The 26,281-nt window shown below is 56.5% G+C and carries 22 protein-coding genes, 1 tRNA gene and 1 pseudogene; 5 read left to right on the top strand and 19 right to left on the bottom strand.

All coding sequences use genetic code 11. The features are described from left to right. Positions 1-327: 327 nt before the first annotated feature. From E5180_RS08810 to E5180_RS08750, 13 genes are all read right to left on the bottom strand, one after another. Complete coding sequence (locus tag E5180_RS08810) at positions 328-1,212, bottom strand: polysaccharide deacetylase family protein (protein WP_138924050.1); 885 nt, start codon at positions 1,210-1,212, stop codon at positions 328-330. A gap of 3 nt (positions 1,213-1,215) precedes the next feature. Beyond that, positions 1,216-1,641, bottom strand: coding sequence for a nuclear transport factor 2 family protein (locus E5180_RS08805; protein WP_138924049.1), 426 nt, complete (start codon positions 1,639-1,641; stop codon positions 1,216-1,218). A 16-nt stretch (positions 1,642-1,657) separates the two neighbouring features. Then, the gene (locus E5180_RS08800; protein WP_138924048.1) at positions 1,658-3,130 is read right to left on the bottom strand and encodes an amidohydrolase family protein; all 1,473 of its coding nucleotides are present in this window, start codon (positions 3,128-3,130) and stop codon (positions 1,658-1,660) included. Positions 3,131-3,220: 90 nt separating this feature from the next. Next, positions 3,221-4,246 carry an ABC transporter substrate-binding protein gene (locus E5180_RS08795; protein WP_138924047.1) on the bottom strand — a complete coding sequence of 342 codons (1,026 nt, stop codon included), beginning with the start codon at positions 4,244-4,246 and terminating at the stop codon, positions 3,221-3,223. A 35-nt stretch (positions 4,247-4,281) separates the two neighbouring features. Next, complete coding sequence (locus E5180_RS08790) at positions 4,282-5,055, bottom strand: ABC transporter permease (RefSeq protein WP_138924046.1); 774 nt, start codon at positions 5,053-5,055, stop codon at positions 4,282-4,284. A gap of 10 nt (positions 5,056-5,065) precedes the next feature. Further along, a complete protein-coding gene (locus tag E5180_RS08785) occupies positions 5,066-5,917 on the bottom strand; it encodes an ABC transporter ATP-binding protein (RefSeq protein ID WP_138924045.1) in 852 nt (283 codons plus the stop codon). A 201-nt stretch (positions 5,918-6,118) separates the two neighbouring features. Next, positions 6,119-6,829 carry a TetR/AcrR family transcriptional regulator gene (locus E5180_RS08780; RefSeq protein WP_254700438.1) on the bottom strand — a complete coding sequence of 237 codons (711 nt, stop codon included), beginning with the start codon at positions 6,827-6,829 and terminating at the stop codon, positions 6,119-6,121. 179 nt (positions 6,830-7,008) lie between these two features. Continuing rightward, entirely contained in the window at positions 7,009-8,598 is a 1,590-nt protein-coding gene (gene ggt / locus E5180_RS08775) for a gamma-glutamyltransferase (RefSeq protein ID WP_138924044.1), read from the bottom strand. A gap of 71 nt (positions 8,599-8,669) precedes the next feature. Further along, positions 8,670-9,683, bottom strand: a complete 1,014-nt coding sequence (locus tag E5180_RS08770) for an oligopeptide/dipeptide ABC transporter ATP-binding protein (RefSeq protein ID WP_138924043.1) — start codon at positions 9,681-9,683, stop codon at positions 8,670-8,672. Further along, on the bottom strand, positions 9,680-10,654 hold the full coding sequence (locus E5180_RS08765; RefSeq protein ID WP_138924042.1) for an ABC transporter ATP-binding protein: 975 nt from the start codon (positions 10,652-10,654) through the stop codon (positions 9,680-9,682). The genes E5180_RS08770 and E5180_RS08765 overlap by 4 nt, the downstream gene beginning before the upstream one ends. Further along, a complete protein-coding gene (locus tag E5180_RS08760; protein ID WP_138924041.1) occupies positions 10,651-11,550 on the bottom strand; it encodes an ABC transporter permease in 900 nt (299 codons plus the stop codon). The genes E5180_RS08765 and E5180_RS08760 overlap by 4 nt, the downstream gene beginning before the upstream one ends. Beyond that, entirely contained in the window at positions 11,547-12,497 is a 951-nt protein-coding gene (locus tag E5180_RS08755) for an ABC transporter permease (protein WP_138924040.1), read from the bottom strand. Before E5180_RS08755 ends, E5180_RS08760 begins: the two co-directional genes overlap by 4 nt. Beyond that, on the bottom strand, positions 12,497-14,101 hold the full coding sequence (locus E5180_RS08750) for an ABC transporter substrate-binding protein (protein WP_138924039.1): 1,605 nt from the start codon (positions 14,099-14,101) through the stop codon (positions 12,497-12,499). The genes E5180_RS08755 and E5180_RS08750 overlap by 1 nt, the downstream gene beginning before the upstream one ends. Before the next feature lie 173 nt (positions 14,102-14,274). Here E5180_RS08750 and E5180_RS08745 point away from each other — a divergent pair, with 173 nt between their 5' ends. Beyond that, a complete protein-coding gene (locus tag E5180_RS08745) occupies positions 14,275-14,982 on the top strand; it encodes a GntR family transcriptional regulator (RefSeq protein WP_138924038.1) in 708 nt (235 codons plus the stop codon). Between the two features lie 241 nt (positions 14,983-15,223). On the opposite strand, the gene E5180_RS08740 is transcribed toward E5180_RS08745, so the two are convergent. Beyond that, positions 15,224-16,111 (bottom strand): alpha/beta fold hydrolase, encoded by an 888-nt coding sequence (locus E5180_RS08740; RefSeq protein WP_138924037.1) that lies wholly within the window; start codon positions 16,109-16,111, stop codon positions 15,224-15,226. Between the two features lie 178 nt (positions 16,112-16,289). Then, a complete protein-coding gene (locus E5180_RS08735; RefSeq protein ID WP_171048926.1) occupies positions 16,290-17,336 on the bottom strand; it encodes a helix-turn-helix domain-containing protein in 1,047 nt (348 codons plus the stop codon). A gap of 300 nt (positions 17,337-17,636) precedes the next feature. Between E5180_RS08735 and E5180_RS08730 the strand changes: the two are divergent. Beyond that, positions 17,637-19,338, top strand: a pseudogene (locus tag E5180_RS08730) (helix-turn-helix domain-containing protein). A 35-nt stretch (positions 19,339-19,373) separates the two neighbouring features. Here E5180_RS08730 and E5180_RS16050 read toward each other — a convergent pair. From E5180_RS16050 to E5180_RS08715, 4 genes are all read right to left on the bottom strand, one after another. Beyond that, positions 19,374-19,577 carry a DUF6538 domain-containing protein gene (locus E5180_RS16050; protein WP_441351446.1) on the bottom strand — a complete coding sequence of 68 codons (204 nt, stop codon included), beginning with the start codon at positions 19,575-19,577 and terminating at the stop codon, positions 19,374-19,376. Between the two features lie 185 nt (positions 19,578-19,762). Beyond that, positions 19,763-19,837 (bottom strand) — tRNA-Gln (locus E5180_RS08725). A gap of 331 nt (positions 19,838-20,168) precedes the next feature. Then, complete coding sequence (locus E5180_RS08720; RefSeq protein WP_138924035.1) at positions 20,169-21,158, bottom strand: NADPH:quinone reductase; 990 nt, start codon at positions 21,156-21,158, stop codon at positions 20,169-20,171. A 71-nt stretch (positions 21,159-21,229) separates the two neighbouring features. Further along, positions 21,230-21,736, bottom strand: coding sequence for an SH3 domain-containing protein (locus E5180_RS08715; protein WP_093734334.1), 507 nt, complete (start codon positions 21,734-21,736; stop codon positions 21,230-21,232). A 126-nt stretch (positions 21,737-21,862) separates the two neighbouring features. Between E5180_RS08715 and E5180_RS08710 the strand changes: the two genes are divergently transcribed. The 3 genes from E5180_RS08710 (at position 21,863) to E5180_RS08700 (ending at position 26,185) form a co-directional block, all read left to right on the top strand. Further along, entirely contained in the window at positions 21,863-22,849 is a 987-nt protein-coding gene (locus E5180_RS08710) for a 2-hydroxyacid dehydrogenase (RefSeq protein ID WP_138924034.1), read from the top strand. A 156-nt stretch (positions 22,850-23,005) separates the two neighbouring features. Further along, the gene (gene ggt, locus E5180_RS08705) at positions 23,006-24,742 is read left to right on the top strand and encodes a gamma-glutamyltransferase (protein ID WP_441351445.1); all 1,737 of its coding nucleotides are present in this window, start codon (positions 23,006-23,008) and stop codon (positions 24,740-24,742) included. Between the two features lie 30 nt (positions 24,743-24,772). Further along, positions 24,773-26,185, top strand: coding sequence for an FAD-binding oxidoreductase (locus tag E5180_RS08700; protein ID WP_138924032.1), 1,413 nt, complete (start codon positions 24,773-24,775; stop codon positions 26,183-26,185). Positions 26,186-26,281: the final 96 nt, after the last annotated feature.

Raw genomic sequence — 26,281 nt, 5'->3', positions numbered from 1 at the left:
ACTTCCAGAGCCGCTTTTCAAGAAATCCAGCTAGAATACAGCCGTGTCCTACGGAGGGGGCCTTTTAGTGAGGTTATGGCGATCCTAGGCAAAGAACATTATTAAGCGCATTTCTGGCTCTGCAGCGGCCCTAAGCGCCTAGGGCAATTCCTCACGTCGTGAACGGGGCCATAGACATGCGGCGACGGTTAATCCTGCCAAACCCGTTTTAACCAGACCACGTGATGTGTCTGTCAGTAGACAATTCGAAAAACCTGCGATCCGCAGCATCCAAAAGCAACTCAGAATGCGCCAAATACTACGCAGCGAAGGGGCGTGGCGTATCGCTCAGGGAACCAAGTCGGGTATCACATCATAACAGTAGTCTGAAATAGCACCGCTTGTCGTCAGCCATACCTGGTCTTGTTTCGAAACGATATGAGACAACGCACGGCGCAGATGTCGAAGCCTGTAGGGCTGTCCGACCAGATAGGGATGCAACGCGATGCCCATAACAAGCGGTTGCCGCGAAGACTGTTCGAGCATCTCATCAAAGTTATCGATGATCATATTCGCAAAATCGGCCGCGCCGTCTTTGCGGGCGACGATAGAGGGAATGTCATTCACCTCCTGCGGATAAGGGATCGACAAGAGGCGGCCGTTGCGTGTTTTCATCCAGACAGGTTGATCGTCCATGCACCAGTTGAGCGTGTATCTATACCCAGACTGTGAGAGTAGATCGGGTGTATCCAAACTTTCCGCGATCCAGGGGGAAAGCCAGCCCTTTGGCTGTATACCTTCGGCATTTTTCAGGACTTTCGTAGCTGCGGAAATAAGCGCGGCCTCTGCCTCCATCGTCAGGTCGCTTTGACGTTCGGAATTCGTTCGCCCGTGCCCGACGATTTCGTCGCCGCGCGCGCTGAAAGACGCCACTAGGTCTGGTGCGTATTCATACATTTCGCTGTTGGCCAGCACACTGGCAGGCAGGCCCAATGCGTCAAACAACTCTAACAGCCGCCATGCGCCAACGCGGTTGCCATAGTCGCGCCAAGCGTAGTTTAGAACATCTGGTTGGGGGCCCCCAGGTGCCAGTTCGGCACCAAGTCCAGTCCCAAAGCTAAAATGTTCAAGATTGAGCCCGATATAGACCGCAAGCCGTTTCCCCTCGGGCCAGTTGTAGTCGGCGCGCTTAGAGATTGGGGAGTAGTCGTATCTACCATGATGAGGGAGCATAATTCAGAGTTCCGCTTCTGCTAAACCAGCTTTGTGCAATATAATTTCGGCGCTGTCGTTCCACACGTCGGTGCTGACAATCTTGCCGTCGCGGACGACGAACTTGTCCAGATATCGGTTCGTTTCGAATGTGGTCCCATCCTTCCACGCCCCGTGAAGATAGCCGGTGTTGTAGACGTGGACGTCTCCGGTCGCCTCGTCGAGCGCGGCGTCGGTACGTAGAAACTTCTTCTTGACCCAATCATAGCGTTTTGCATTGAAGGCAGCGCTTTCTGCAGGGCCCGCGAAGGTGCGCCCCCCGGTAAACACCAGTTTGAAATCGTCACTGACATACGCCGCGGCTCCTTCAGGATCGGGCACCATCGACCGTTCAAGATAACTTTCCACAATCGCTTTTGCTGCAGCTACAGGGTCGATGTTCTGGTTCATTTCGTTAACTTTCTTCTCAAGTCGGGTAGGGGAGCGCGCAGGTCGCGCGGCAAAAACTTTGCACGACAGCGGATGCAGCAGCGTTCAGCGTACGCGTGTCTGCGTTCGCTTCATCCAGTCGCGTGGCGGCATCTGCGGCGCGTTTGGCTAGGGCTGCCTCGTCGAGGGTCAGTACACGGTCATTGGCGAATACATATTCACCCGCAATCATCACTTCCCGCAGGGCAGCACCGTTTTCGGCAAACACAATCTGGTCGAGCGGGGTACGCAGCGGCGTATAGTGGCAATAGCCAGCGTCCAGGAACAGCATGTCCGCGGCCCATCCTTCCGCGATCATGCCGACATTCTTGAGCCCCATAATCCGCGCGCTGCCTGTCGTCGCCATGGCAAAAGCATCACGGGTGGATATCCATTCTTTGCTGTCGCTTGCCTGTGCCCGACTTAGCGTCGCCGCGAGGCGCATGGCTTCGAACATGGATTGGCCATCACATGTATTCGAGGCATCCGTTCCGACCCCCAGGGTTACACCGCTGTCCATAAGCATTCGTACAGGTGCAATGCCAGACCCGAGCCGAAGGTTGCTAAGGGGGTTATGGCAAATACACGCGTCATGGGCAGCAAGAATGTCGGCTTCTGAGCGCGATAACCACACTCCATGTGCGCCACTGAAGCGGGGGCTTAGCACCTGTAAACTGTCCAGATGTGCGGTAAGGCTGGTGCCATACTTCCGATGTGCGGTTACCTGTTGCAGGCGCGTTTCAGCCAAATGGGTTTGCAGCGGTATTTCATGCTGTGCTGCAACGTTTGCGCATGATGCCAGAAATGCATCTGAACAATGCAGCGGGATCGTTGGCCCGATGCCTGGTCGTACACGCTTACCCGATATGGGCCACGTCGCGAAGGCTTTTTTGCATACTGCGATAATGTCTTGCCAGTCCGGCATTGACAGGGCGGCAACGATGTCACGCAGGGGCTGGTCAAAATGCTCCAGCAGTCCGGGCAAGGCCTGATAGATCGTCTGGTCTGCGATCATTGGGGCAACGACGGCTCTTAGGCCTGCGCCCTGATACGCCTCAGCAACCGCATGGATACCTTCAACTGTCGGGCCTGGTAGCTCTATGAACAGGTCAAAGCAACTTGTGCAGCCTTTGCGGATTAATTCAGCTGCGCAGAGTTCGGCTGCGAGGCGCAGATCATCGGCACTGCGTGAGGCATTCAGCCATGCTGAACCCGCAAGGAACGGTTCAAGCGTCAGATCGCCAGCAACGCCACCACGCCCAAGCGCACCGTGTGAATGGGTGTGACCGTTCACGAGACCGGGAATGATAAGGCGGTCGCTGACATCAATGCGCTTTGCATCTTCGGGGCCATCGCCATCTGCGAGTAGGGCCGTGATCAGGCCATCCGTCACAAGGATCGAAACTCTTTCGAAGGTTTCATTCTCAACAAGAACGAGCCCACCACAGAGCAAGAGTTGATGCTTGGACATACAGAATTCCGCAAACAAGTTGGGGGAGAAGAAAAGCTTTCAAGATACCTCACCGCGACAGGCAATCACCTGCCGCAGTGAGGTTAAGCGTTAGTTAATAGTCGTCTCAAAGCTGCGCTCATCGAGCGGAGGAAGGAACGACCGGTCGAAAATCTCTGACGCTTCTGGCAGGCGTTCCAGATCATAGCCTTTTGCAACGATCTCGATCGAGCGGGTCAACCGTTCGTCCACAAGGTCACCCATGCCGATGTCCGCGACTTCGGGGGCGTTCATCAGATTGGTTAACGCAAATTCCAACCGCGCGCGTTCCAGATCTGCGTCCACCAGATTGTCATACGCCATGACCGCTGAGACCGAGCTATCTTGATCGGCGGATGCCTCCATTGTCGCTTTGTTCACTGCGCGCACCAGCCCTGCAACGGCTTCTGGGTTTTCGGTCAGCAGTTCACGCGACACCATCATGCCGTTGGAGTAAAGGTCCATGCCGTAGTCTTCGAAGTTGAACCAGTTGTAGTCGTTCGCCGGGTCTTGGCGGTTTGCAATCAGGTTGAACCAGCTTGTCGAGGTAAACACGAATGCGCCGTCGATATCCCCGCGGATCATCATAGGTTCCTGTAGGTTTGGTGCCATGCTTTCTTGCGCGACTTTATCCAGGTCAATGCCGTTGATCTCGGCGAAAACAGGGAAGAGCCGTGTTGTCGGCGTGCCCTGAGCACCCCCAAGCGTCTTACCTTCAAAGTCCGAAGGGCTTTCAATTCCGGCAGATTTCGGTGTCACAATCGCGAAAGGGGGACGGTTCCATAATTGATAGACCATAACAGGTGCTTCATCCGGACGCGCCGCAGCATTCTGAATGATCGCGTTGATGTCGCCAAACCCTGCGTCATAGGCCCCACCCATAATCCGTGTCACTGTCGCGGCCGATCCTTCGCCTTGGTCGATGGACACATTCAGCCCTTCGTCTTCAAAGTAACCCTTGTCCAGCGCCAGTAGAAAAGGCGCGTCAGAACCCTGTGTCTTCCAGCCCAGGGTGAACCGGATGTCGGTCATTTCGGCAAACACCGGGGCTGCGCCGGCCATTAGCGCCAAGGTGGCACCCACGAGAACATTCTTCATTTCAGCTTTCCTTATTTCGATGAGGGGAGGGTTGGTTAAGACATTGCGATGTCATTGCCGCGTGTTGCCCATCCCGTGACGCGTCGTTCCAGAAGCGAAAACAGGGAGTAGAGGGCGACACCAAGCAGCGCGAGAATGATCAAACCTGCGAATACGAGCGACACTTGGAAGTTCGACGAGGCGGTCATCATGACATTTCCGATGCCACGGTTGGACGCCACGGTTTCGGATAGAACAGAACCTACAAAAGCGAGTGTGATCGCGACTTTGAGTGCCGCAAAAAAGTAGGGCATGGTGCGCGGTAGCCCGACATTCACCAGGATTTCCCGTTTGGATGCGCCAAGCGTTTTGAGCACGTCCTCAAGGTCGGGTTCTGTTGTGGCCAGTCCCGTGGCGATATTCACCACAATCGGGAAGACGCAAATCACCATCGCCGTCAGGATCGCAGGTGTTGTGCCTGACCCGAACCAAAGCACAAAGATCGGCACGACAGCGACTTTAGGGATGGATGAAAAGCCAACCAGCAAAGGAGAAGCGACGGCGTAGGCTACTTTGGATGTACCCACCATGATTCCCAAGGCTGTCCCAATCGCGACACCAAGCACAAAGCCGGTGAGCGTCGAATATAATGTCTGGGCGATGTGGGGCACCAAGATCGGAAACTTGATCCAGAGCGTCACGAGGATTTCGGACGGGCGCGGCAGAACAAGGTCAGAGACGTCCAGTAAAACGCAAAGTACTTCCCATATCAAAAAGAAGCCGAAGATCAGTGAAAACGACAGCATTCTGATGCGATTTTTCTCGGTCATAATAGACATCCTATTTACGCACCTGTGCAATCAGCTCGCGCAGGCCTTGGGTCATTTCGACAAATTCTGGGCTGTAGATCATGCCAATGTCCCGTGGCTGCGGGATGTTGACGTGTTCGTCCGATATGACCCGTCCGGGTCGTGCGCTCATCACGCAGATACGTTTTGCCAGAAAACCGGCTTCGCGCAGGTCATGTGTGACCAGCAGCACCGTCGGTTTGCGGTCCAGATACAGGTCTTGAAGAATTTGCCAAAGCTCTTCGCGCGTGAATTGGTCCAGCGCCCCGAAGGGTTCATCAAGCAGCAACAGATCGGGCTCATGGATGAGTGCGCGACAAAGGTTTGATCGCTGCAACATCCCACCGGACAACTGCCAAGGATAGTGATTGGCAAAATCCTGAAGGCCTACCTGTTTTAACAAACGATGGACGCGGTCCCGATAAGCCCCTTTACGATCCTTGCGGAATGTCGCCTTGAACGGGGCCACGATCTTGAGCGGCAGCATCACATTCTGCTCGATCGTCAGCCACGGCAGCATTGTGGGGTTCTGGAACGCCATACCGATGCGCAACTGTTTGGCTGATGCTTCTCGCCCGCCGACAAGGACTACGCCGGATGAAGGCTGTATCAGATCGCTCACAAGGCGCAGGATAGTAGACTTGCCGCAACCCGACGGGCCGACAAGTGCCACGAAGTCACCTGCATCCATTTTCAAAGACGTAGGCGACAGTGCTGTAACAGCATCATCTCCCTTGCCGAAAACAACAGACGCCGTCTGCAATTCTACTGCATAGCGATATGGCGACGGCCCTACTTGGAGAGGGGTGCCGGTGCTTTGTTCAGGATGATTTAATATGTTCATGCAGTCATCAAACTGCAGAGCGGTGAGCCTATAAATAAAATTAAGTAAAAAGTTTTAGAATTAAATGGCTCCGCTCAAGAAAGAGGCGCGGTCCTGGGTGCTGGCGTGAAATTACAGCACTCCATGTTCCCTTATTGGGGGAATTGACGCTTCTTTCGCTTTCGAGGCAGTTTGGGCGTCATTTCCGAAGGGGCAACAGCGCTAATGATTCTGGATGCCGAGGTAGCTCAGAATGACGTCCTTGGCGTGTTGCCGACGTTCTTCTTGCCACGCGTCGTCATGGAGGTTCTGGCCGACAACAATGCCAAGAGTGGCAGCGTTGTTCAGGTGGTGGGCTGAAAGGGCGACAATACTAAGATAAAGCTGGGCGGGATCAGGCTTTCGACTAAACACTCCGCTTGAATATCCACGTTCTACCAGATTGCGGATTGCTACAATGAGAGGCTCCGACATGTCGCGCATCACCGCTGAACGCGCGATATACATCCCGTTCAGAGCGTTTTCATTGCGCGTCATTTTGCGGAAATCGGCGTTATTTTTAAAGTAATCGAAGGTGAATTCCACCAGTTCATTCAACTTCGCGACCGGATCCCCTACGCTAAAATTCAGGTGCGCTTCTTGGTCTCGGATCTGCTGAAAAATATCCTCAAGGGCCGCGATATAAAGCTGCTCTTTCCCGCCAAAATAGTGGTAGATCATACGCGAGTTGCACTTGGCAGCCTTTGTTATGCGGTCAATCCGTGCTCCGTGAAAACCGTGTTCGGCAAACTCGTCTATAGCGACAGCCAAGATTTCGGCCTGTGTCCGCGTCGCATCGCGACTTCTGAATTTTGGGGATTTCGGCGAGGCGTCAGACCTACCAACACATTTTGCCGTCATCATTTCCCCGTATCGACTGTTGGTTTTCTTCACCGCACCTACTTAGGCCATGTAATCGGTTAAAAACGGGATGGTAAAGCTGGCCTGCAAGTCGTCCATGCTGTCGGAGAGCCCTTCGAGACATCGTAAAAGGGGGCAATTAGGGGTTCAGACGCAGCAAACCGTCGATGTTTTTGCGCGCTGAACCCCCCGTAAGTTGCAAGAAGCTACCCTTAAAACCCCAACGCCATCCCGTCTTTTCTTGAGTCACTACCACCAGACAGCAAGCCTGTTTCGGGGTTGATGTAGATTGCCTGGCTCCCGCCGATCGGGGATTCCTGTACGGCCAGCACATGCCCACGCGCCGTCAAATCTTCACGGACTTCCAAGGCAACGCTTGGTTCAATATCCAACACACCATCATGCGCAAAGCTGCGCGGTGCATCCATTGCTTCTTGTATGTCCATTCCCAGGTCCAGCACGCCCGACAAAAAGGCTGCGTGGCCAGCGGCTTGATAGTGCCCGCCCATGACGCCGAAGGGCATAACGGCGACCCCATCTTTGCAAAGCATTCCAGGAATGATTGTGTGCATGGGGCGTTTGCGCGGCGCGATGGCGTTGGGATGATCTTCAGCAAGTCTGAATGAAGCACCTCGTGAGTGGAAAAGAACACCTGTGGTCGGGTCTAAACGTGTCGAGCCAAAACCGTGGAAGATTGAGTTAATGAAGGACAGCGCATTTCCCTGTGCGTCAACGACGCTCAGATAGATCGTATCTTTATGTTCTGGCTCGTCCCAAAGGGTAGGGGGCAGGGCACGGCGCATGTCGATCCGCGCGGCCAATGCGTCTACGACGTCGTCAGACAAGAGTGTTTCAACCACATCGGGACAGTCTGCAGGGTCTGCGATCAATGCATCTCGGTGATGGTATCCAAGTTTTGTCGCCTCGGCGTGCAGATGGATGCGGTCAGCGTCGGAAAGTCCCTTACCCATGTCAAAGCGTGACAGGATGCGTAGAATTAGCAAGGCCGCCAACCCTTGGCCGTTCGGCGGGCATTCATAGACGTCATGATCGCCGTAACGCGATGAAATCGGTTCAACCCAGTGCGCTTGATCCCGACCTTCGTGGAAATCCGCTTCGGTGTGCAAACCGCCAAGAGATTGCAGATGTGCTGCCATTTTAGCGGCCACGTCGCCTTCGTAAAAACCTGCAGCACCGTTCTTTGCGATGTCGCGCAGACGTTCGGCCAATAGGGGTTGGGCATGCATGTCGCCCGCTTTCGGCGCTTTCCCGTCGGGCAGAAACAGCTTTGCTGCATGTTCATCGCCTGCAACAATATCCGCATTTGCGGCCCAATCCATCGCAACGCGCGGTGTGACAGGATAGCCGCTTTCGGCGTATTCTATGGCGCGTGCAAACAACTGCTCCAGTGGGAGAGTGCCATGATCCTTGTGAAGTAGGCACCACCCCGAAATGGCACCTGGAATCGTGACCGAATGCGGGCTTGTCTGCGGAATCTCATCCGTGAGACCTGCATTCTTTAGCGCTTCGACTGTTGCGGCAGCTGGCGCGCGCCCCGACCCATTCAGTGCCTTAACCTTGCCGCCTTTTGGGGCATAGAGCGCAAAGCAGTCCCCACCTATACCTGTCATCAAAGGGTCGACGACACTCTGCACAGCCACTGCAGCAATCGCCGCATCTACCGCATTTCCCCCTTTGGTCAGAATTTCATGGCCAGCCGAGGTTGATAGCGGGTGTGAGGTTGCGATCATCGCTGAAGAAGCGAGCGTACTGGGGCGGCGAGCAGAGAAGAAGTCAAACATTTCGGGTTTCCTGTAGTTAGCACCACCGGCCATTGGCACGCGATGATCTTGTGTAATCTGAAGAGTGACGGCTATTTTAAGGCCAGCGGATGCAGACACGCGACCGCGCGCTGAGGGCTGAGCTTTCCCAACTGTGGATCCTTCAGACGGCAATCGTTCTGCGCCTTTGGGCAACGTGTCGAAAAACGGCACCCTTCAGGCAGGTTGAGAGGGCTTGGGATTTCCCCGGGCAATGGCTCTGAAAGCGGTTCAAAGAATTGTGGAGCAGCGGCACGAAGAGCCGCAGAGTAGGGATGAGATGGCGCATCAAGAACGGCGTCGGTCGGGCCTGTTTCGACGATGCGGCCAAGATACATGATCGCGATTTCTTCGCAAAGGAAGCTCGCGACGCCAAGGTCGTGCGTAATGAAGATAAGCGTCAGGCCCATGTCTCGCTGTAATGACTGCAACAATGTTAACAGCTGTGCTTGGGTCGATACGTCGAGCCCTGAAACAGCTTCATCCGCCACAAGCACCGTAGGCTCCGATGCTAATGCGCGTGCGATAGCCACGCGTCGCACCTGCCCTCCTGACAGTCCCGATGGATACCGGTCAGCAGCGTCAGCAGGCAGCCCCACCCGATCAAGTAGGTGTGAAACACGTGCGGCCTCGTCTTGGCGCGGTACGATATTAAAGTGCCGAAGCGGTTCTGCAATGAGCGCGCCAATCGTCATGCGAGGGTCGAGTGACCCACGGGCATCTTGATAGACCATCGCAACATCGCGTGCAAAATCGATACCGGTCGCGCGTCCTTCCAGAATGGGTTTGCTGTGATAAAGTGCACGCCCACCGCTTGGCCTGTCCAGTCCCAGCAGGACCCGAAGCAGGGTAGATTTACCCGACCCGCTTTCTCCGACGACGGCAAGGGACGTGCCTTTGCGAATATTTAGCCGAACCCCATCCAAGGCACGAAGACCTACGGTATCGCGACTGAAAAGGGATCGCCCTGGTTTGGGGACTTCGAACACCTGCTCGACCTCGATCAACTCGAAGATGGGCTGTTCAGGCGCGGGCGCTTTGGTTTCGAACAAAGTTTGCACAGTCATTTTGGGTTCCAACACGCAATATGATGGTCAAGCGAGCCTGTCGCGGTCTGCTGGGCTGGCACAAGGGGGGGCGCTTCGTCCGCGCAACGCGCCACTGCGCGTGGGCAGCGGGTGGAAAATCGGCAGCCCTTAGGCATCTGCCCATGAGACGGCACAGTCCCTTCGGGGGCTGGTAGGTCTTTGGCACCAATTTCCAGCACACAGGATTTAAGTTGCTTGGTATAGGGGTGGCGATGTCGTTCGAGCACATCGCGCGCCGGACCACTTTCTACAACTTGCCCCGCATACAGTACCGCGATCCTATCGCAGGCCTGACTTGCAAGGGCCAGATCGTGCAATACAAAGACGCAACTTGCGCCGCGTTCACGGGTTAGCTTGAGGATCAGTCGCACAATCTGTGCTTGGATCGTGACATCCAGAGCCGAGGTCGGCTCGTCAGCCAAAAGCAGACCAGGGCTGCCCGCCAATGCGATCGCCACCATGACACGCTGCTGCATGCCTCCTGATAACTGGTGAGGAAAAGCAGACATCCGGCCTTCTGGGTCGTTGATCCCGACAGAGGTGAATAGCTCTATCGCTTGGTCACGGGCGTCTGCCTTTGATAGCCCGTGGATGCGTCGCAAGGTCGTGCTCAGCTGTCGTCCGACTGTGTACGACGGGTTAAGCGCAGTTCCCGCGTCCTGAAATATCATAGACAAACGGCGGCCTCGAAGCTTCACCATCTTCCGCTCTGACAGCGTGAGAAGGTCGCCTTCGCCCGCCAAGGTAGCGCTTCCGGTGACCCTCGCGTTTTCAAGCAAGCGCATGATCGCGGTGGCGATAGTCGATTTCCCGGCCCCACTTTCACCGACCAAAGCCAGTGTCTCTCCCTGTCCAAGCGCAAGTGTGACGCGATCCAGGATTTTAGCGGCACCTCGAAAGACGGTCAGGTCCTTGATCGACAAGACATGATTTACAGCCATATCGCTCATGAATCTCTCCGTAATTTAGGATCAAACTCTTCGCGCACCCCGTCGCCGACAATCGACAAGGCAATCAGCAAGAGAGCCAGAGCAAAACCGGGCATCGCAGACATCCACGGCGCAAAGCTGACAAAATCGCGCCCTTCAGCGATCATGAGGCCCCAGTCAGGTGTCGGGGGCGTCACGCCGATGCCCAAAAACGAGAGCGACGAAGAAACCAGAATGGCCTCTGAAACGCGTATTGTGACCTGAACGGCGAGCGGGAAAATCACGTTAGGCAAAACATGGCGTAAGATCACACGCAGGTATGAAATCGACATCAGTTGCGCGGCCTCGATGAAAAGCTGCACACGCACCTGCATCACGTCACTGCGCACCGTGCGCGCAAAAGGCCCGATCATTGAGAGGCCGACTGCGATGACGACTTTGTCCACGCCTTGACCAAGGATCGCGATGAATGCGACGGCGAGGATCAGCGACGGCAATGCAAGGATGGCGTCGATCAAGCGCATCAGGCCCCATTCAGCCCATCCACCAGAAAGGCCAGCGGCCAGCCCGATAATGAGACCGCCTATCGCGCCAATCATGACCGAGAAGATGCCGATAATGAGCGCATATCGTGCACCGAATATGACACGCGACAGGATGTCTTGGCCGTAGCTGTCTGTCCCCAGCCAATGCACCACAGAGGGTGCTTTCATCATGACGTTAAAATCCTGCTTTGTGGGATCGAACGGGGCGACATAGGGCGCGAAAATGGCAGCGAGCACATAAGCCGCTGCGACAAGTAAAGCTGCGGTAAAGAACGGTCGCCGGATGAAAACAGATCGACGGGATTTTGCAGAGGGCGAAGGCGTGGCCACAATCGGCACAGCCGCGACGTCTTTGGTCATTTGAACGCTCATTTGCTGGCCCTCAATCGTGGATCAAGGAAGGGATACGACAAATCGACCAGCAGGTTGACGCCGATGAACAAAACCGCCGTCATCATAACGCCAGCCTGAACCACAAGGTATTCACGCCCCAGTACAGCCGAGGTCAGCATCTGCCCAACACCAGGAAGGTTGAACACCGTTTCTGTTAGAACAGTCCCTTGCAACAGGACGCCCAATTGCAGGCCAAGGATTGTAACGAGCGGCATAGCGATGTTGCGTACACCATGCACCCAGACGACGCGCCAATTCGGTTCACCGCGTGCACGGGCCGCCGCGATATAAGGTTGCTCTAACACTTCTATCAGCGTCGCGCGGGTAAGGCGGGTAATCATCGCGATGAAATAGGTCGAAAGCGTAAGGCCGGGCAGGATCATGTGGTAAATGCCGAGCCAGAAGTTCTCCCACGGAGAGACGTAGCCCATGACCGGAAAGAGTTGGAGCTTCACCGCGAAGAACCAGATCAGCAAGATGCCCAGAAGAAACGAAGGAAATGCCGTGCCTGTCAGGGCAAGTACAGCCGATCCGGCGTCAAATATCGTGTCCTTCTTAATGGCCGACAACACGCCCAAAGGAACACCAACGAGAATTGCAAAAAGAAGAGAAAAGGAGGCGAGGGTCAACGTGACAGGCAACGCCTCCTTGAAGGCATAGGTGAAAATTTCTGCGCGTGCGACATAGGATGTTCCCCAATCGCCCTGCACAAACTGGATCGCCCAATTCGCGTACTGAACGAGGAATGGTTGATCCAGCCCAAGCTCGGCTTTCAAAGAATCGTAGCTCGCTTGAGAGAACTCTGACCCGAGCATGATCTGAATTGGATCGCCCGGTGCCAGCTTCAAAAGTCCGAAGCTGGCGACCGACACGACGAATAGGACAACGAATGTCTGCGCGATTTTCCCCAGTGCCTTAACGAGCATTAGTCAATACTCACAGTGTGCAGGTTCACAAGGTCAGCCGGGATATATTGGAACCCCTTAACTTTGGTAGAGAACACTTTGTAAATCGGCATGTGGGCCATGACAGCAATGCCGGCTTCATCCATCAGCAGGTCTTCGGCCTTCTTGTACAAAGTGCGTCGTGCTGCTGGATCCAGTTCAACCTGAGCCTGTGCGCAAAGGTCGTCAAAGTCGGTGTTCACCCAACCGCCAAAGTTCCATGCCCCGTCCGATTTGAATTCGGGATACAGCGTTTCATCGGGGTCGAGATCGGCAACCCATTCAAAGTCGTAAAGATCAAAGTCGGATGCGTTGCGGCGCTTGACCCAAGTTGCGGGCTCTACAAGTTCCAGCTTCGCTTTAATGCCGATCTCAGCCAACATCGGGGCCACAGTTTGAGCGATACGTGTCCCAACAGGACCGCGTTCCGCCATCATATATACGGCTTCGACTTCGCCTTGATTAGCCGCTTTGGCGCGGAAGGACTTGGCCTTTTCTAGATCAAACCACTGACCACGGCCACTGGACGCGATGTCGGGATCAAAGAAGTCGGTCATCGGAGGAGAAATCGGCGTATACGCTTTTTGCGCCCGCCCAAAGTAGGCTTGTTTCACGAGGGTGTCGCGATCAAGGGCCCAGGCAACGGCGCGGCGCAGGTTGATGTCATCAAACGGGCCGCGTTTGCAGTTCATGCCGACAAAGGTGTAATTGCCCTCAATTTCACCATACAGGTTTGCATTCGGGAATGCTTCTACCTGGTCGACAAGCTGCATCGGGCAATCGGTCATGCCGTCAATCTGGCCGGACATCAATGCCGCGAGCGCAGTCGACGCCTCGTTCATCAGAACAAATGTCGCGCGCTCAAGCTTTGGCAAACCGGGTTCAAAATAGTCGGGGTTTGCTTCGAGTTCGATCGCGTCGTTTTCTTTCCAGGACACAAATTTGAATGGCCCCGTCCCAACGGGATTACGTCCATAGTCGGCACCGTATTTCTGTACGGCAGCGGGGCTAACGATCGTGCCTGCGCGACCGGTCGAGCCGTTCAGGGCGACGGGCAGGAATGCATATGGTTGGGAGAATGTGAGCCTTACCGTCAGCGGATCGACAACCTCGATGGTGTCCAACAGCGCCAGTTTCCACGCGTGTGGTGACTTGGGTTCTCCTTCTTTGACACGCAGAAGAGAGAATTTGACGGCTTCTGCATCGCAGGGCGTCCCATCATGAAACTTGACGCCATCGCGCAGCTTGAAGACGTGGACCTTGTCGCCCTCGATATCCCAGCTTTCCGCGAGGTCTGGTTCAAAGGTGACGTTCTTGCCGTCGTAAGCGATCTTGAGAAGACCGTTATGGATATTGTTGATGATCTGGATGGAAGACAGGAAGCCAGTGAAGTGGGGGTCCAGCGTATCAATGACTTTAATGGACGCAATTTTGATGTGACCGCTTTGCTGTGCGCGCACAAGAGAAGGTGCGCCAGTGGTCGCGGCAGTTAGAATACCGGCACCAAGGCCCTTAAGTACGGTTCTACGTCCGAAGCGGGCAGAAAGTCGTTCGGCGAGAACTTTTTTGTGGTCGATCGGTTTCATATTTTATTATCCCTGTTGGCATTGTCTCCTCCCTTCGTTCGTTTCGGCCGACAAATACTCGCGCTGGGTTTCCCCCAGTTCGCCCGCCTCACGTCGATTTTGAGGCATTTTTAACCGAACTCTCCCAGTTGCTCGGCGTCATGTGGTTAAAGCTTGCAAGCACATGTATACAAATGGAAGCTAAAAGAGCACAAAACGACTGGATTGATTGGCCGATGATTATTCGTGCAGCAGATTGCATCTTTGAAAGCCTGATAGAGACGATCATGGTCGGCCAATTGGCTCCGGGCGAACCACTTATCGAACAGTCATTGGCTGAAAAATTCGGTGTATCGCGCACCCCGGTGAGGGAAGCCTTGCACCGGCTGGCCCAAGCAGGGCTCGCTGAGCGTGGGACCCGACGGGCCTACTTCGTGCGCGAGATGACACCTGAAGACCTTGCTGAACTGTTTGAAGCCACTGGCGAGATAGAGAGCGCTCTCGCCGCTCTTGCGGCCAAACGTATGAGTGAAATCGAACGCCGTCAGCTTATGGTGATTGTTGACAGCGGCGATGCTTGCGACGACCCGACGACATACAGCGATATCAATAGGCAGTTTCACGAGGCTATAAAATTCGGCGCTCGAAATATGACACTTGCCTCAACCTTGGACGAACTGAGCATGCGAACCTTTGCTTGGCGAGCCGCCAATTTCCGCGAGGATAATAGGCGGTTGGCGTCCTCTCGAAACGAGCATCGTCAGATCGCTGACGCGATACTTAACTTAGATGTCGAATTGACGCGCAAACTGGTGTGCAGCCATGTCGCGTCTTCTTACCTTGTGTCGTCCGACATTCTTGCACGTCGTAAGTCGGAGCTACCCGTTCAACCGAATGTATAGGCCTGCGATCTGTTGGCAGTTCTGTTGCGTTGCAAATACAGAGTTGCAGCGCCTTTGTAGGGGGGATGTTCGCCTCCGGCTCAGTCTTCTCGGGTGCAATGTTAATACAGCCAAGCTTGCCCGGCGTTCGGCGCGCAAATCCATCTGAATGGACTTGCGCGCCGGCACATAGCGTCAATCTGCTGTCATCTGCCCAGACAGCGGCCTAACCGATGACGACAGTTTGCGCTGTCGTAGGACGTTACGACCACTTTTTGATAAACGATCGCGCGAGTTCGTTTACCTCTTTTGGATGTGATGCGCTCAGGAAATGCTGGCCACCTTCGATGATCGTCAGGGTAGCATCTTCGGACTTGGTGAACTTGGATACCCCAAGTTCTGCATTTTCAACGGAATAGACCTGGTCCGCTGTTCCGTGCGCCCAAGCAACCGGACATTTGACATAGTCGAGGCGACCATAAAGACCATCTCGGTCGCGAAGGTTGATCGCACACATTCTCAATCGCTTGCGGCCATCATCACCCGCGTAGTTTTCTTTCAGGGTCTTGTGCCAAAAGGCCCGCTCATCGTCCGAGACGTCAGGGCCAAAGCCCGCAGTTAACAATGCGTCGCAAAACGCGTCCGCGGGCTCCCAGCTCTCATCAACCGGATCGGCAAGTGCATCAACAAGAGGACTGTTGAATTCAGATCCGTTCCAGCAACCCAGAGATTGGCTTTGCTGACTTTCATAGTCCATTGAGGTACCCAGCGGGATTATCCCTTTTATCTTTTCTGGTGCCAGCATGGCCATGCGTGCGGCGACCCATCCACCTTGCGACGTACCTAAGACGAATGCTGAAGAGATGTTTAGCTTGTCCATGGCCTGCAAGTTCGCAATTGCGGAATCCCAGTAGGTAAACTGTTCGGAAGGCGTTCGAGTTTTACCGTGCCCATACAATTCAAATGACACCAGGTTTGCCGTGTCAGATAACGCTTTATCCGAAAACTGGGGTCGGTAGAGCTGACTTGATGTTGCAAAGGAATTCACCATCACTAATGTCGGACGAGATGGATCGAAGTCCTCCCCAAAGCAATAGCCGATCTCTGACCCCCCGAGATGTGCGACGCTTACCGTTTCAACGTTCTTCATATTTTCCTCCACAGATTATACGCAATGGCATGAAGGGCGACTTACGACCCGCATGCTTTGCCGAGCATATCCAAAGAGGGCGGGGCCGGCCTGTCGCGACTTGCCCAATAGCATGCAAGTGTTGCGCAATATGGCGCAATTTGCGGATCGTAACGTTTAAACATGTCTAGGAGGTGCTTTAGTTGCGCATTCGCTGCCGATACTCTGACGGAGATATTCCACAGAGCTTTCTGAACGCGCGCGCAAAGTTGGCACCTGATGAATAGCCGACGGTTTCTGCAATGTCGTCAATCGACATGCTACCATGCTCCAAGTGTTCCTTAGCTTTGCTCAAGCGCATCTGACTGAAATGAAACATAGGCGATGACCCCGTCGAAAGCTTGAACGCCCGCGCAAAGTGGAACATGCTCAGGCACGATACGTCGGCCAAGTTGCTAAGGGAAATGTCTTCTGACAGGTTTTCCATCATGAACTCTACGACACGCTTCAATCGCATCGGATCGAGGCCCTTGGCGTTTTGGGAGCTAACGTAAGCATCAGAGCGCGCCCAATCGTCGGCTCGAGTGTGCCGCTGCAATATCCGGGCCGAAAGCGCTAAACTCAATGTATCAAATACGAGCCGGTTGCTTTTTGAACTTGCCTGCAACTCCTCGGCAATCGCCAACCCAATCTGATGAATTAGCGGATCGAATATGCCTCCAGTGTAGACAAGTCCTGCGTCTTCGGCATTCGTATCTCGATCGCTTAGACCGCCAGAGACGTCCTTACATAAATAGAGATGAAGCATGTCCAAGCTATCTCCATCAATATTGAGGTAGCGAACTGATACACCTTTTGGACAAATGCAGGATACGCCGGCTTTAGACTTGAATCGCTGTTCAGCGCCGTCAGCACGGCGCCTGATTTCGGCGCTGCCAGCCAAAGCGATGGCGACTTCATTGACCGGCTGAATAAATGACGCCCCGCTCAACGAGTTGTGGCGGCGTAGCTCCGCATTGACCGTGCCTCCCCAGCCCAAGCCTTTTGATGAGGCGAGCAAGATGCTCCCCGCGTCTTCGTACTTTTTGCCCAAAACCGCATTGAGCGCTGCGCCAGTATGCTGCCGACCGTCTTCACGTATCGGAAATGGCAGTAATTGCGTAGGTGGTTCACCTTCAAGCAACGCTTCTCCCCCCCCCATGAGTGCGGTTTCTCCCAAAGCCGCTTGAATATAGTCCTCCCGCACACCTCTCATTGTCAATGGGACAGGGTGTGAACCGCCAATGGTATAAGGTAAATCCGGGTCGCCGATGGTGGTCCCGCCTTCGGGGGGGACATCTTGGTGCGCTATGCAGGGTCCTTTGTGCGGCTCAGGTTACCTGTTCTACCGAGATACGCGCTACGGTCGGCTTGCGCCTAAATGGTAGGCGGTCATTCAGGTTCGCCAGATTTTTTGTCACTGTCTGACGTCAGCGCTTATGGGTCCAAATAGCGTTATTTGATAAGAGAGTGTTGTTGGCTCATCATAACCACTGAGGAGTGGCCGATGAGACAGACAACTGGAACACGCAAAAGCCCTGGTGAGAAGATCGTCAAAGACCTCAAACTGGCGCACCGCTGCCCTCTCATCGATACGCAGTATCGATGAGAGGGGCGCAAACATTATTCATCCGAAGAGAAGATCCGGATCGTGCTGGATGGCCTGCGTGGGGAAGACAGCATTGCCGAGCTGTGCCGCCCACTGCCCGGCAGGGTCATGCAAAGCATGATCCCGAGAGGGGTGAGGGCATCTCTCAAGGCATCTATTACAAATGCTCCAAGCACTGCCCGGCAGTGCATGTTTACATGCATGAGAGGGGACTTCATGGAGGCTGGCAAACGGCGTTTGGCAGGCGACACAGCACGTGCGGCAAACACTGACAAGGTCAAGGAGCTGCGCCGCGAAGCAAAGGACCTGAAAGAGGTCGTTGCCGAACAAACGTTGGAACTGCGTCTTCTCAAAAAAAGCATGTTCGACGGTGGGCGCGACCCCGAATGAGGTATCTACTACCCGGCAGCCGCTGTTTACAGCGATGAGAGGGCGGCATCTGAGAAACTTGAGATCGTTCGGCTGGTCGAAGAAAGCCACCTATCAGCCCGTCAGACGCTTGCCAAGCTGGGTATCCCGCGTACGACATTCTACCGCCCCCTCTCATCGACTACTTTGCAATCGACTGCCGGTCAACGGGATACGATCGGTATCTGCAGCGTGGTGAGGCCGGGCTGAAGGACCAATCTCCCAAGCCAAAACATGTCTGGAACCGCATTCCCGACGAGGTGCGCCGCAAGATGGTCAAACTGGCGTTGAAGGAAACGGAACTGTCGCCGCGAGAACTGGCAGTGACGTTCATAGATACAGAAAGCTACTTTGTATCAGAGGCTTCGACGTATCGGATCTTGAAGGCACATGATCTGATTACCAGCCCTGCGTTCATCGTTATAAAGGCGGCGAGCGAGTTCAAAGACAAGACAAGTGGGATCAACCAGCTCCCCCTCTCATCGCCGCAAGCGGCGACTGCCGGGCAGCGGGCAGACCGACTTCACCTACATCAAGGTCCTTGGGTGGGGTTGGTTCTATCTCAGCACGGTCCTCGACGATTACAGCCGCTACATCGTCTCCACTGGCCGACAGGGTACTGCGCAGCTATGTCCCGAAAGGGATGGAAGCTCTGCACCAACCTGCGGGCTAAAGACGTGACGGACACGCTCGATCTGGCACTGAAGGCATCCGGTTTCGATCAGGTTCACGTCATTCATAAACCTCGACTGCTCAGCCCCTCCCGTGCATGTAACCATGCATGGGAGGGCAATGGACAACGGGTCCAGTTACGTCTCGGGTGACTTGGCCGAATGACTACTGGGCAAAGGCATGAAGCACTCGCGTGGCGCACCGTATCATCCCCAAACCCAAGGCAAGATCCTTCTCGGGACATTGCTACGCAATACCCTGAGAGGCAGTGGAACGCTGGCACCAGACCCTAAAGAACCGCATCCTGCTGGAAAACTACTTCCTGCCGGGCGATCTTGAAGCCCAGATTGAGGCCTTCGTCGATCATTGCAATCATCAGCGTTACCACGAGATCCTGAGCAACGTCACACCCGCCGACGTCTACTTCGCGCGCGATAAAGCCATTCTAAAACAAAGGGAAAGGATCAAACGTAAGACGCTCGAAACGCGACGCTTGCATCACAAACAACGCGCCGCATAATCAAACCAACCAGATGAGCCGAACTCTCTCTTAGTTTAGGTCGCCATTGGTCCCAAAAACCCTGACGACGGACAATCTAACTCCTTTTTCTCGTAGACCGAAAGCAGCCTGGCGGCACGCTTCACGGCGTCGAGGGGGAGGTGGGTTCGCAAAGAAAGACAGATAAATTGGTTTGAACCGAATTTTGATATGCATGCTGGCAAACGTTTACGGAAATAAAACATCCGGCCTCTACGCATCAGGTAGGGGCCGGCTCGATATTTAGGTTTTTGTCGGTGGTTTCGGCGGGCTGAAACGCGATGCTGCTGGGCATAGCGCGCAAGGCCATGTGTCACACCCTGTGTCACAGTCTCAGAATGCTGTGACACATACGTCGTACCAGACTTGGTTAAGTCTTTGTTATTTCGTGTGTGAGTAAGAAAGTTGGCTGGGATGGTAGGATTCGAACCTACGGTACACTGTACCAAAAACAGTTGCCTTACCACTTGGCTACATCCCAACGTGTGGGCGTAGTTAGTCTGGGTTGCGGGGGGGCGCAAGACCCTTATCGACAAAAAGTGGTGGGAATCTTGGAATTTATTAATCTGTCTGGTCCCGAGGCTTGGGGGGGCGTAAAAATCTGGGGGCTTCGGTGGTCCGAGGCGTCAGGCCTGTCGCGCGTCGCGAAGTTTCACGGTCTGTGCAGGCCTTGCGATCGCGGCGGACCCTCGCTGAAAAAGGGGCGGAGCGAGGACAAGACATCAGGGGCAGGGAAAGAGGCCGGGCCCTGACTGCTGCGCCGGCCTCTTTCTTATATAGTGCTCAGGGCAATCGCTGCGGACAGCCCTGGATTAGCCCTCGCAGTCGATCAGGATGGCACCGGCGCGGGCACCGGCCTCGACGGCCTCGTGTGCTTTGATCGTGTCCGATAGTGCGAAGGTCTGCTCTACCGGACAGTGCAGCGCGCCGTCGGCTAATGCTTGGTGGGTCTTTTCGATTGCCAAGGCACGTTCGGTTTCGGTCAGCAGGTAGACGAGGATGATGTCGATGGTGACCGCCTTGAAGAGCAGGGGCAGGAAGGGGAGTGTCGGCTCCATCACCTTGGCAGACCCGTAGGCCGCGATGCGCCCGTTGGGTTTGATCACTTCGGCATCCAGCGCGATATTTGCGCCGAACTCTACCTCGATGATCTGGTCGACGGGTGCGCCACCGTTGGCATCCAGCACCTGTTGCGCCAGATCGGTCGCACTATAATCTAGCACCACATCGGCACCGGCGGACTTTGCGCGTTCGGCCCCACTTTGCCCGGTGGTGGCGATGACACGTGCGCCGGCCCAAGTGGCGAATTGTACCGCCAGATAGCCGACGGTGCCCGCGCCCCCCTGAATAAGAAGTGTTTGTCCGGCGACATCGCCCCCGTTGAATACCGCATGGGCTGCGGTCAATCCGGGGATGCCAAGGCTGGCCGCTGTTTCAAAGCTCACGTCATCGGGCAGCGGTACCGCCTGTGCCTGTGGCAGGGCGATATGTGTCGCGGCAGTGCCGAAAGGCCGCTGCCATTGTCCGTTCCAGATCCAGACGCGCTGGCCGACGCGGGCGGGGTCCACACCTGCGCCGACTGCTTCGATCACGCCGGCGCCATCGCTGTGCGGGATCACCTGATCGAACGGCGGATGGGTCACGCCGGGGCGGCCGCGCCGGGATTTCACGTCAGAGGGGTTTACCCCCGATACTGACAGCCGGACCAGCACTTCGTCCGCGGCTGGGGCGGGGGTTGGCATTTCGGTCAGGGTCAGCACGTCACGCGCTTCGCCAAGGGTTGAATAGGTGACTGCTTGCATGGGGGCTCCTGATCATTGGGCAAGGTGTTGCGTCACCTAAGCCCAAGATCGCGCCATGTGCAATTGCGGGGCTAGTCGCGCAGTTCTTGCGCGCCCACGCCCCACAGCCGCGCCTTGGGGGCCCAGCCCTTAAAGCCGTCGACCCGCAAGTAGCACCATTCAAGGTCGCATGCCCCGAGCCGCGCGATCACGCCCAGTTCAAGTTCTGCCTCGATAGGGGCCTTTGGGTCGGGACGCGCCCGCAATTGCAGGCGGTCCTGTTCGACCAAAACGGTGCGCGTGCCGGATAATAGGGAATAATGGACCCAGCCGCCCATGCCGTCGCGGTCTTCGACGCGGCGCCAGTGGCCGTGCTCTGCCGTGATGCGCAGGGGCAGGTCGCGATGTTTGAACACCCAATCGATCCGGTGCGTCAGCGAAGGACCGCGCCGCACATTCCCCTCGCTGGCTTTCATAGACACAAAGCGGGGCACCGGCAGGTTCGTCACCTGTCCGACCTCTTCCGAATAAACGGGGGCGCTGAACAGGTGAACAGCTGCAAAAGCGCCTAAAAGGACGGAACGTAACTTCGGTATCATGACTGCCTGTCTGGTCTATTGCCGTTGATTTAATGCAGTTTTGCCCTGCGAGGTTCTTGTGCCTCGTCTCTGCTTGGGACACCATGCCATCAAGCACAGTGCAAAGCCATATTTGGGAGGCCCACAATGTCAAAGCAACCGCTAAGTGTTGTAGTCACGCGACGGTTGCCGGAAGTCGTCGAAAAGCGATTGACGGAACTGTTCAATGTGACGTTGCGCGAAGATGACACGCCGATGACCCGCTCTGAACTGGGCGAAGCCATGAAAACCGCGGATATTCTAGTGCCCACCGTGACCGACGAAATTGACGCGGCCCTGATCGGGCAGGCGGGGGACCGGCTGAAACTGATCGCGAACTACGGGGCGGGCGTCGATCATATTGACGTGATGACGGCCCGGCAGCGCGGTATCTTGGTCTCGAACACCCCCGGTGTGCTCACCGAAGACACCGCAGACATGACCATGGCGCTGATTCTTGCCGTGACGCGGCGCATGTCCGAAGGGATGGCGCAGATGCAGTCAGGCGACTGGCAGGGCTGGGCCCCGACCGCGTTGCTTGGGGGGCGTGTCAGCGGCCGTCGCTTGGGCATTCTAGGGATGGGGCGTATCGGTCAAGCTGTCGCGCGCCGCGCTGCCGCGTTCGGGATGCAGGTTCATTACCACAACCGCCGCCGCCTGCGCCCCGAGATCGAAGAGAGCCTAGGCGCGACCTATTGGGAAAGCCTTGACCAAATGGTTGCGCGGATGGACGTGATGAGCATCAACTGCCCCCACACCCCAAGCACCTTCCACCTGATGAACGCCCGCCGGCTTAAACTGATGAAGCCGGATGCGGTGATCGTAAACACCTCTCGGGGGGAAGTTATCGACGAAAATGCCCTCACGCGGATGCTGCGCGCCGGTGAGCTGCAAGGGGCTGGGCTGGACGTTTATGAACACGGCACAGCCATCAATCCGCGTCTGCGCGAGCTGACCAATGTCGTGCTCTTGCCGCATATGGGGTCGGCCACGCTAGAGGGCCGCGTCGAGATGGGCGAAAAGGTCATTATCAACATCAAAACCTTTGAAGACGGGCACCGTCCACCGGATCAGGTTGTCCCGTCGATGCTGTAAGCGACGCGCCAGCGCGGTTCAATTTGCGCTGGCGATAAAAACAAGTAGGTTGGCCCCAAGCACCGGAACGGGGAGGGGACCATGCTTGTGAAAAACATCGGAAAACATATCGGGCAGACCTGCTTTGCCATCGTCGTCGCTGGCTTTGCCGGCAGTATGGTGGTGGCGCAGCAGGCCGCCGACAGTGTCGCCCCTGAAGGCGCAAGCCAAGGTACCTTTACCGACATATCCCCTCATATCACTGCCGCATTTGACGCCAAGACGGCAGGCAAACCTGTCGTCGCGCAAAACTGGATGGTCGCCGCTGCCAATCCCCATGCTGTGAAAGCAGGCGCAGATGTGCTGGCCAAGGGCGGCACCGCTGCCGATGCGCTGGTCGCCGTCCAAGCGATGCTGGGGCTGGTTGAACCGCAAAGCTCGGGCCTTGGGGGCGGGGCGTTTTTGGTCTGGTATGACGCGGCATCAGGCAAGCTGACCACACTCGACGGGCGTGAAACCGCACCACTGGCGGTGACGCCACAGCTGTTTCAGGATGCTCAGGGTGTCCCGATGGGGTTCTTTGATGCGGTCGTCGGTGGGCGTTCCGTCGGAACACCGGGCACGCCTGCGTTGATGGCCGCTGCACATGAAAAATGGGGCAACCAGCCGTGGGCTGATTTGCTCGCGCCGTCCATCGCATTGGCCGACAAGGGTTTCGCCGTTTCCCCACGCCTTGCGGGGCTCGTGGCGGAGGACGCCGAAAGGCTGGCAACTTCGGAAACGACAGCATCCTATTTCATGCCGAACGGCACGCCGGTGCAGGCCGGGGATACGCTGAAAAACCCTGACTATGCGCGCACGGTCGCGGCGCTGGCTGAACGCGGGAGCGATGCCTTTTATACCGGTGACATCGCCCGCGACATTGTGGCGGCTGTCCAAGGGGCCAAAGGCAACCCCGGTGTGCTGTCAGAAGTCGATCTGTCGATCTATCAGGTCAAAGAGCGCGATGCCGTCTGTGCGCCCTACCACGGGCACGAGGTCTGCGGCATGGGGCCGCCCTCGTCCGGCGCGCTCGCCGTGGGGCAAATTCTGGGGCTGCTGGAAAATGCGGACCTCGGCGCCGGTCCGGTGGACGCGCAGGTGCTGCGGCTGATCGGCGATGCCTCGCGGCTCGCTTTTGCGGATCGGGGCCGCTATGTCGCGGATACCGATTATGTGCCTGTGCCGGTGGCTGGAATGCTGGACCCGACCTATCTGGCGGAACGTGCCAAGCTGTTGCGGGGCGACGACGCCCTGCCCGAAGTGACCGCGGGCGCGCCGGCTTTTGATCACGCGCTAAACCTTGCCGATGATATCTCTATCGAGCTGCCCTCGACCTCGCATGTGTCGATTGTTGATAGCATGGGCAATGTGGCGAGCATGACCACGACGATTGAGAACGGCTTTGGTAGCCGCCTGATGGTACGCGGGTTTCTGTTGAATAACGAGCTGACGGATTTCTCTTTCCGGTCGCACACCGACGGGGTGCCGATTGCCAATCGTGTCGAGCCCGGAAAAAGACCGCGGTCGTCGATGGCACCGACGATTGTGATGAAGGATGGCGCGCCGGTTCTGGCCGTGGGCAGCCCCGGTGGCAGCCGGATCATCGGCTATGTCGCCGGAGCGATCATCGCGCATCTGGACTGGGGCATGGACGTGCAGCAGGCCGCAGCGCTGCCCCATGCGATCAACCGTTTCGGTCCCTATGACTTAGAAGAAGGCACTGACACTGCCAAAATGGCAGATGCGCTGACAGCCCTTGGGTACGAGGTGAACACACGCGCACTGACCTCGGGGCTGCACATGATTTCGATTGGTGAAGACCTTCGCGGCGGGGCAGATCCGCGCCGCGAAGGTATCGCCCTTGGCGAGTGATCGCCCACTTTGACCTAAAGGAAAGACCATATGGCACAGGCCACCGACATGCCCCGCAACGAGACCGGGATCGACACCGCCTTGGGTATCCTCAAGCAGCAGTTCGGCACGCAGTTTCAAACCGGTGAGGCGATCTGCGAACAGCACGGGCACACAACAACTTGGATCAGAAATCAGGCCCCCGATGCGGTGGTTTTTGCCCGCTCAACCGATGATGTCGCCGCCGTGGTCAAGGTGTGTGCCGCGCATAAAGTGCCGGTCATCGCATTCGGCACCGGCACCTCGCTTGAGGGGCACGTCAATGCGCCGGCGGGGGGCGTGTCGATTGATCTGACCCAGATGGACCGTGTGGTCGAGGTCAACGCGGGCGATCTGGACTGTCGCGTCCAACCCGGTGTGACCCGCGAGGCGCTGAACACCCATTTGCGCGATCAGGGCCTGTTCTTTCCGATTGATCCGGGGGCCAACGCCTCGCTTGGCGGGATGACGGCGACGCGGGCGTCGGGCACCAACGCGGTGCGCTACGGCACCATGAAAGACAACGTGCTGGCCGTAGAGGCGGTGATGGCTGATGGCACCGTGATCCGCACCGGTGCGCGGGCGCGCAAATCGTCTGCGGGGTATGATCTAACACGGCTGATGGTCGGCTCTGAGGGGACGTTGGGCGTCATCACCGAGATCACGCTCAAGCTGCAAGGCATCCCCGAGGCGATCAGCTCTGCCCGCTGTTCCTTTCCGTCGGTAGAGGCCGCCTGCGAAACGGTGCAAAGTGTGATCCAATACGGGCTGCCCGTCGCGCGGATCGAGCTGCTGGACGCGATGGTCGTGCGCGCGGTGAATGGCTATGCCAAGCTATCGCTGCCCGAAACGCCGATGCTTTTGCTGGAGTTCCACGGTTCTGACGCGGGCGTGGTGGAACAGACAGAAACCTTCGCAGCGCTCGCCGAAGAAAATGGTGGCACCGATTATCAGGCAACCACCACGATGGAAGAGCGCAACAGGCTGTGGCAGGCGCGGCATGATGCCTATTGGGCGATCTTGGCCCTGCGTCCGGGGTGCAAGGCGGTTGCGACCGATGTCTGCGTCCCGATCTCTCGGCTGGCAGACGCAGTAGGGCAGGCCAACGCCAAGGCCGCCGAGTTGGAATTGGTCGCGCCCATCGTGGGCCACGCCGGCGACGGCAATTTTCACGCGTCGCTGCTGCTGGATATGGAAAATGCGGAGGAGGTCGCCCGCGCCGAAAGCTTTATCAGCTGGCTCAACGAGATGGCGATCTCGATGGAGGGAACGTGTACGGGCGAGCATGGCATCGGGCAGGGCAAACGCCCCTATCTGGTCAAAGAGCTTGGCGCAGCGGTCGATGTCATGGGGGCGGTCAAACGGGCGCTGGACCCCGATAACATTATGAACCCGGGCAAGATTCTACCCGAAGCCGTCGCGTGACAGGCTAGCGCAAAGTTCGAAGTTGGTCCCTGCCTAGGGCAGGGACGCGATGCCTCCGGCGGGGATTTATTGCCATTTGGAAGCGGCGGGTGCGCG

It is taken from the genome of Sulfitobacter sp. BSw21498 (genome assembly GCF_006064855.1).
Classification (GTDB): Bacteria; Pseudomonadota; Alphaproteobacteria; order Rhodobacterales; family Rhodobacteraceae; genus Sulfitobacter.
This window is presented reverse-complemented; position numbering and strand designations above follow the sequence as displayed.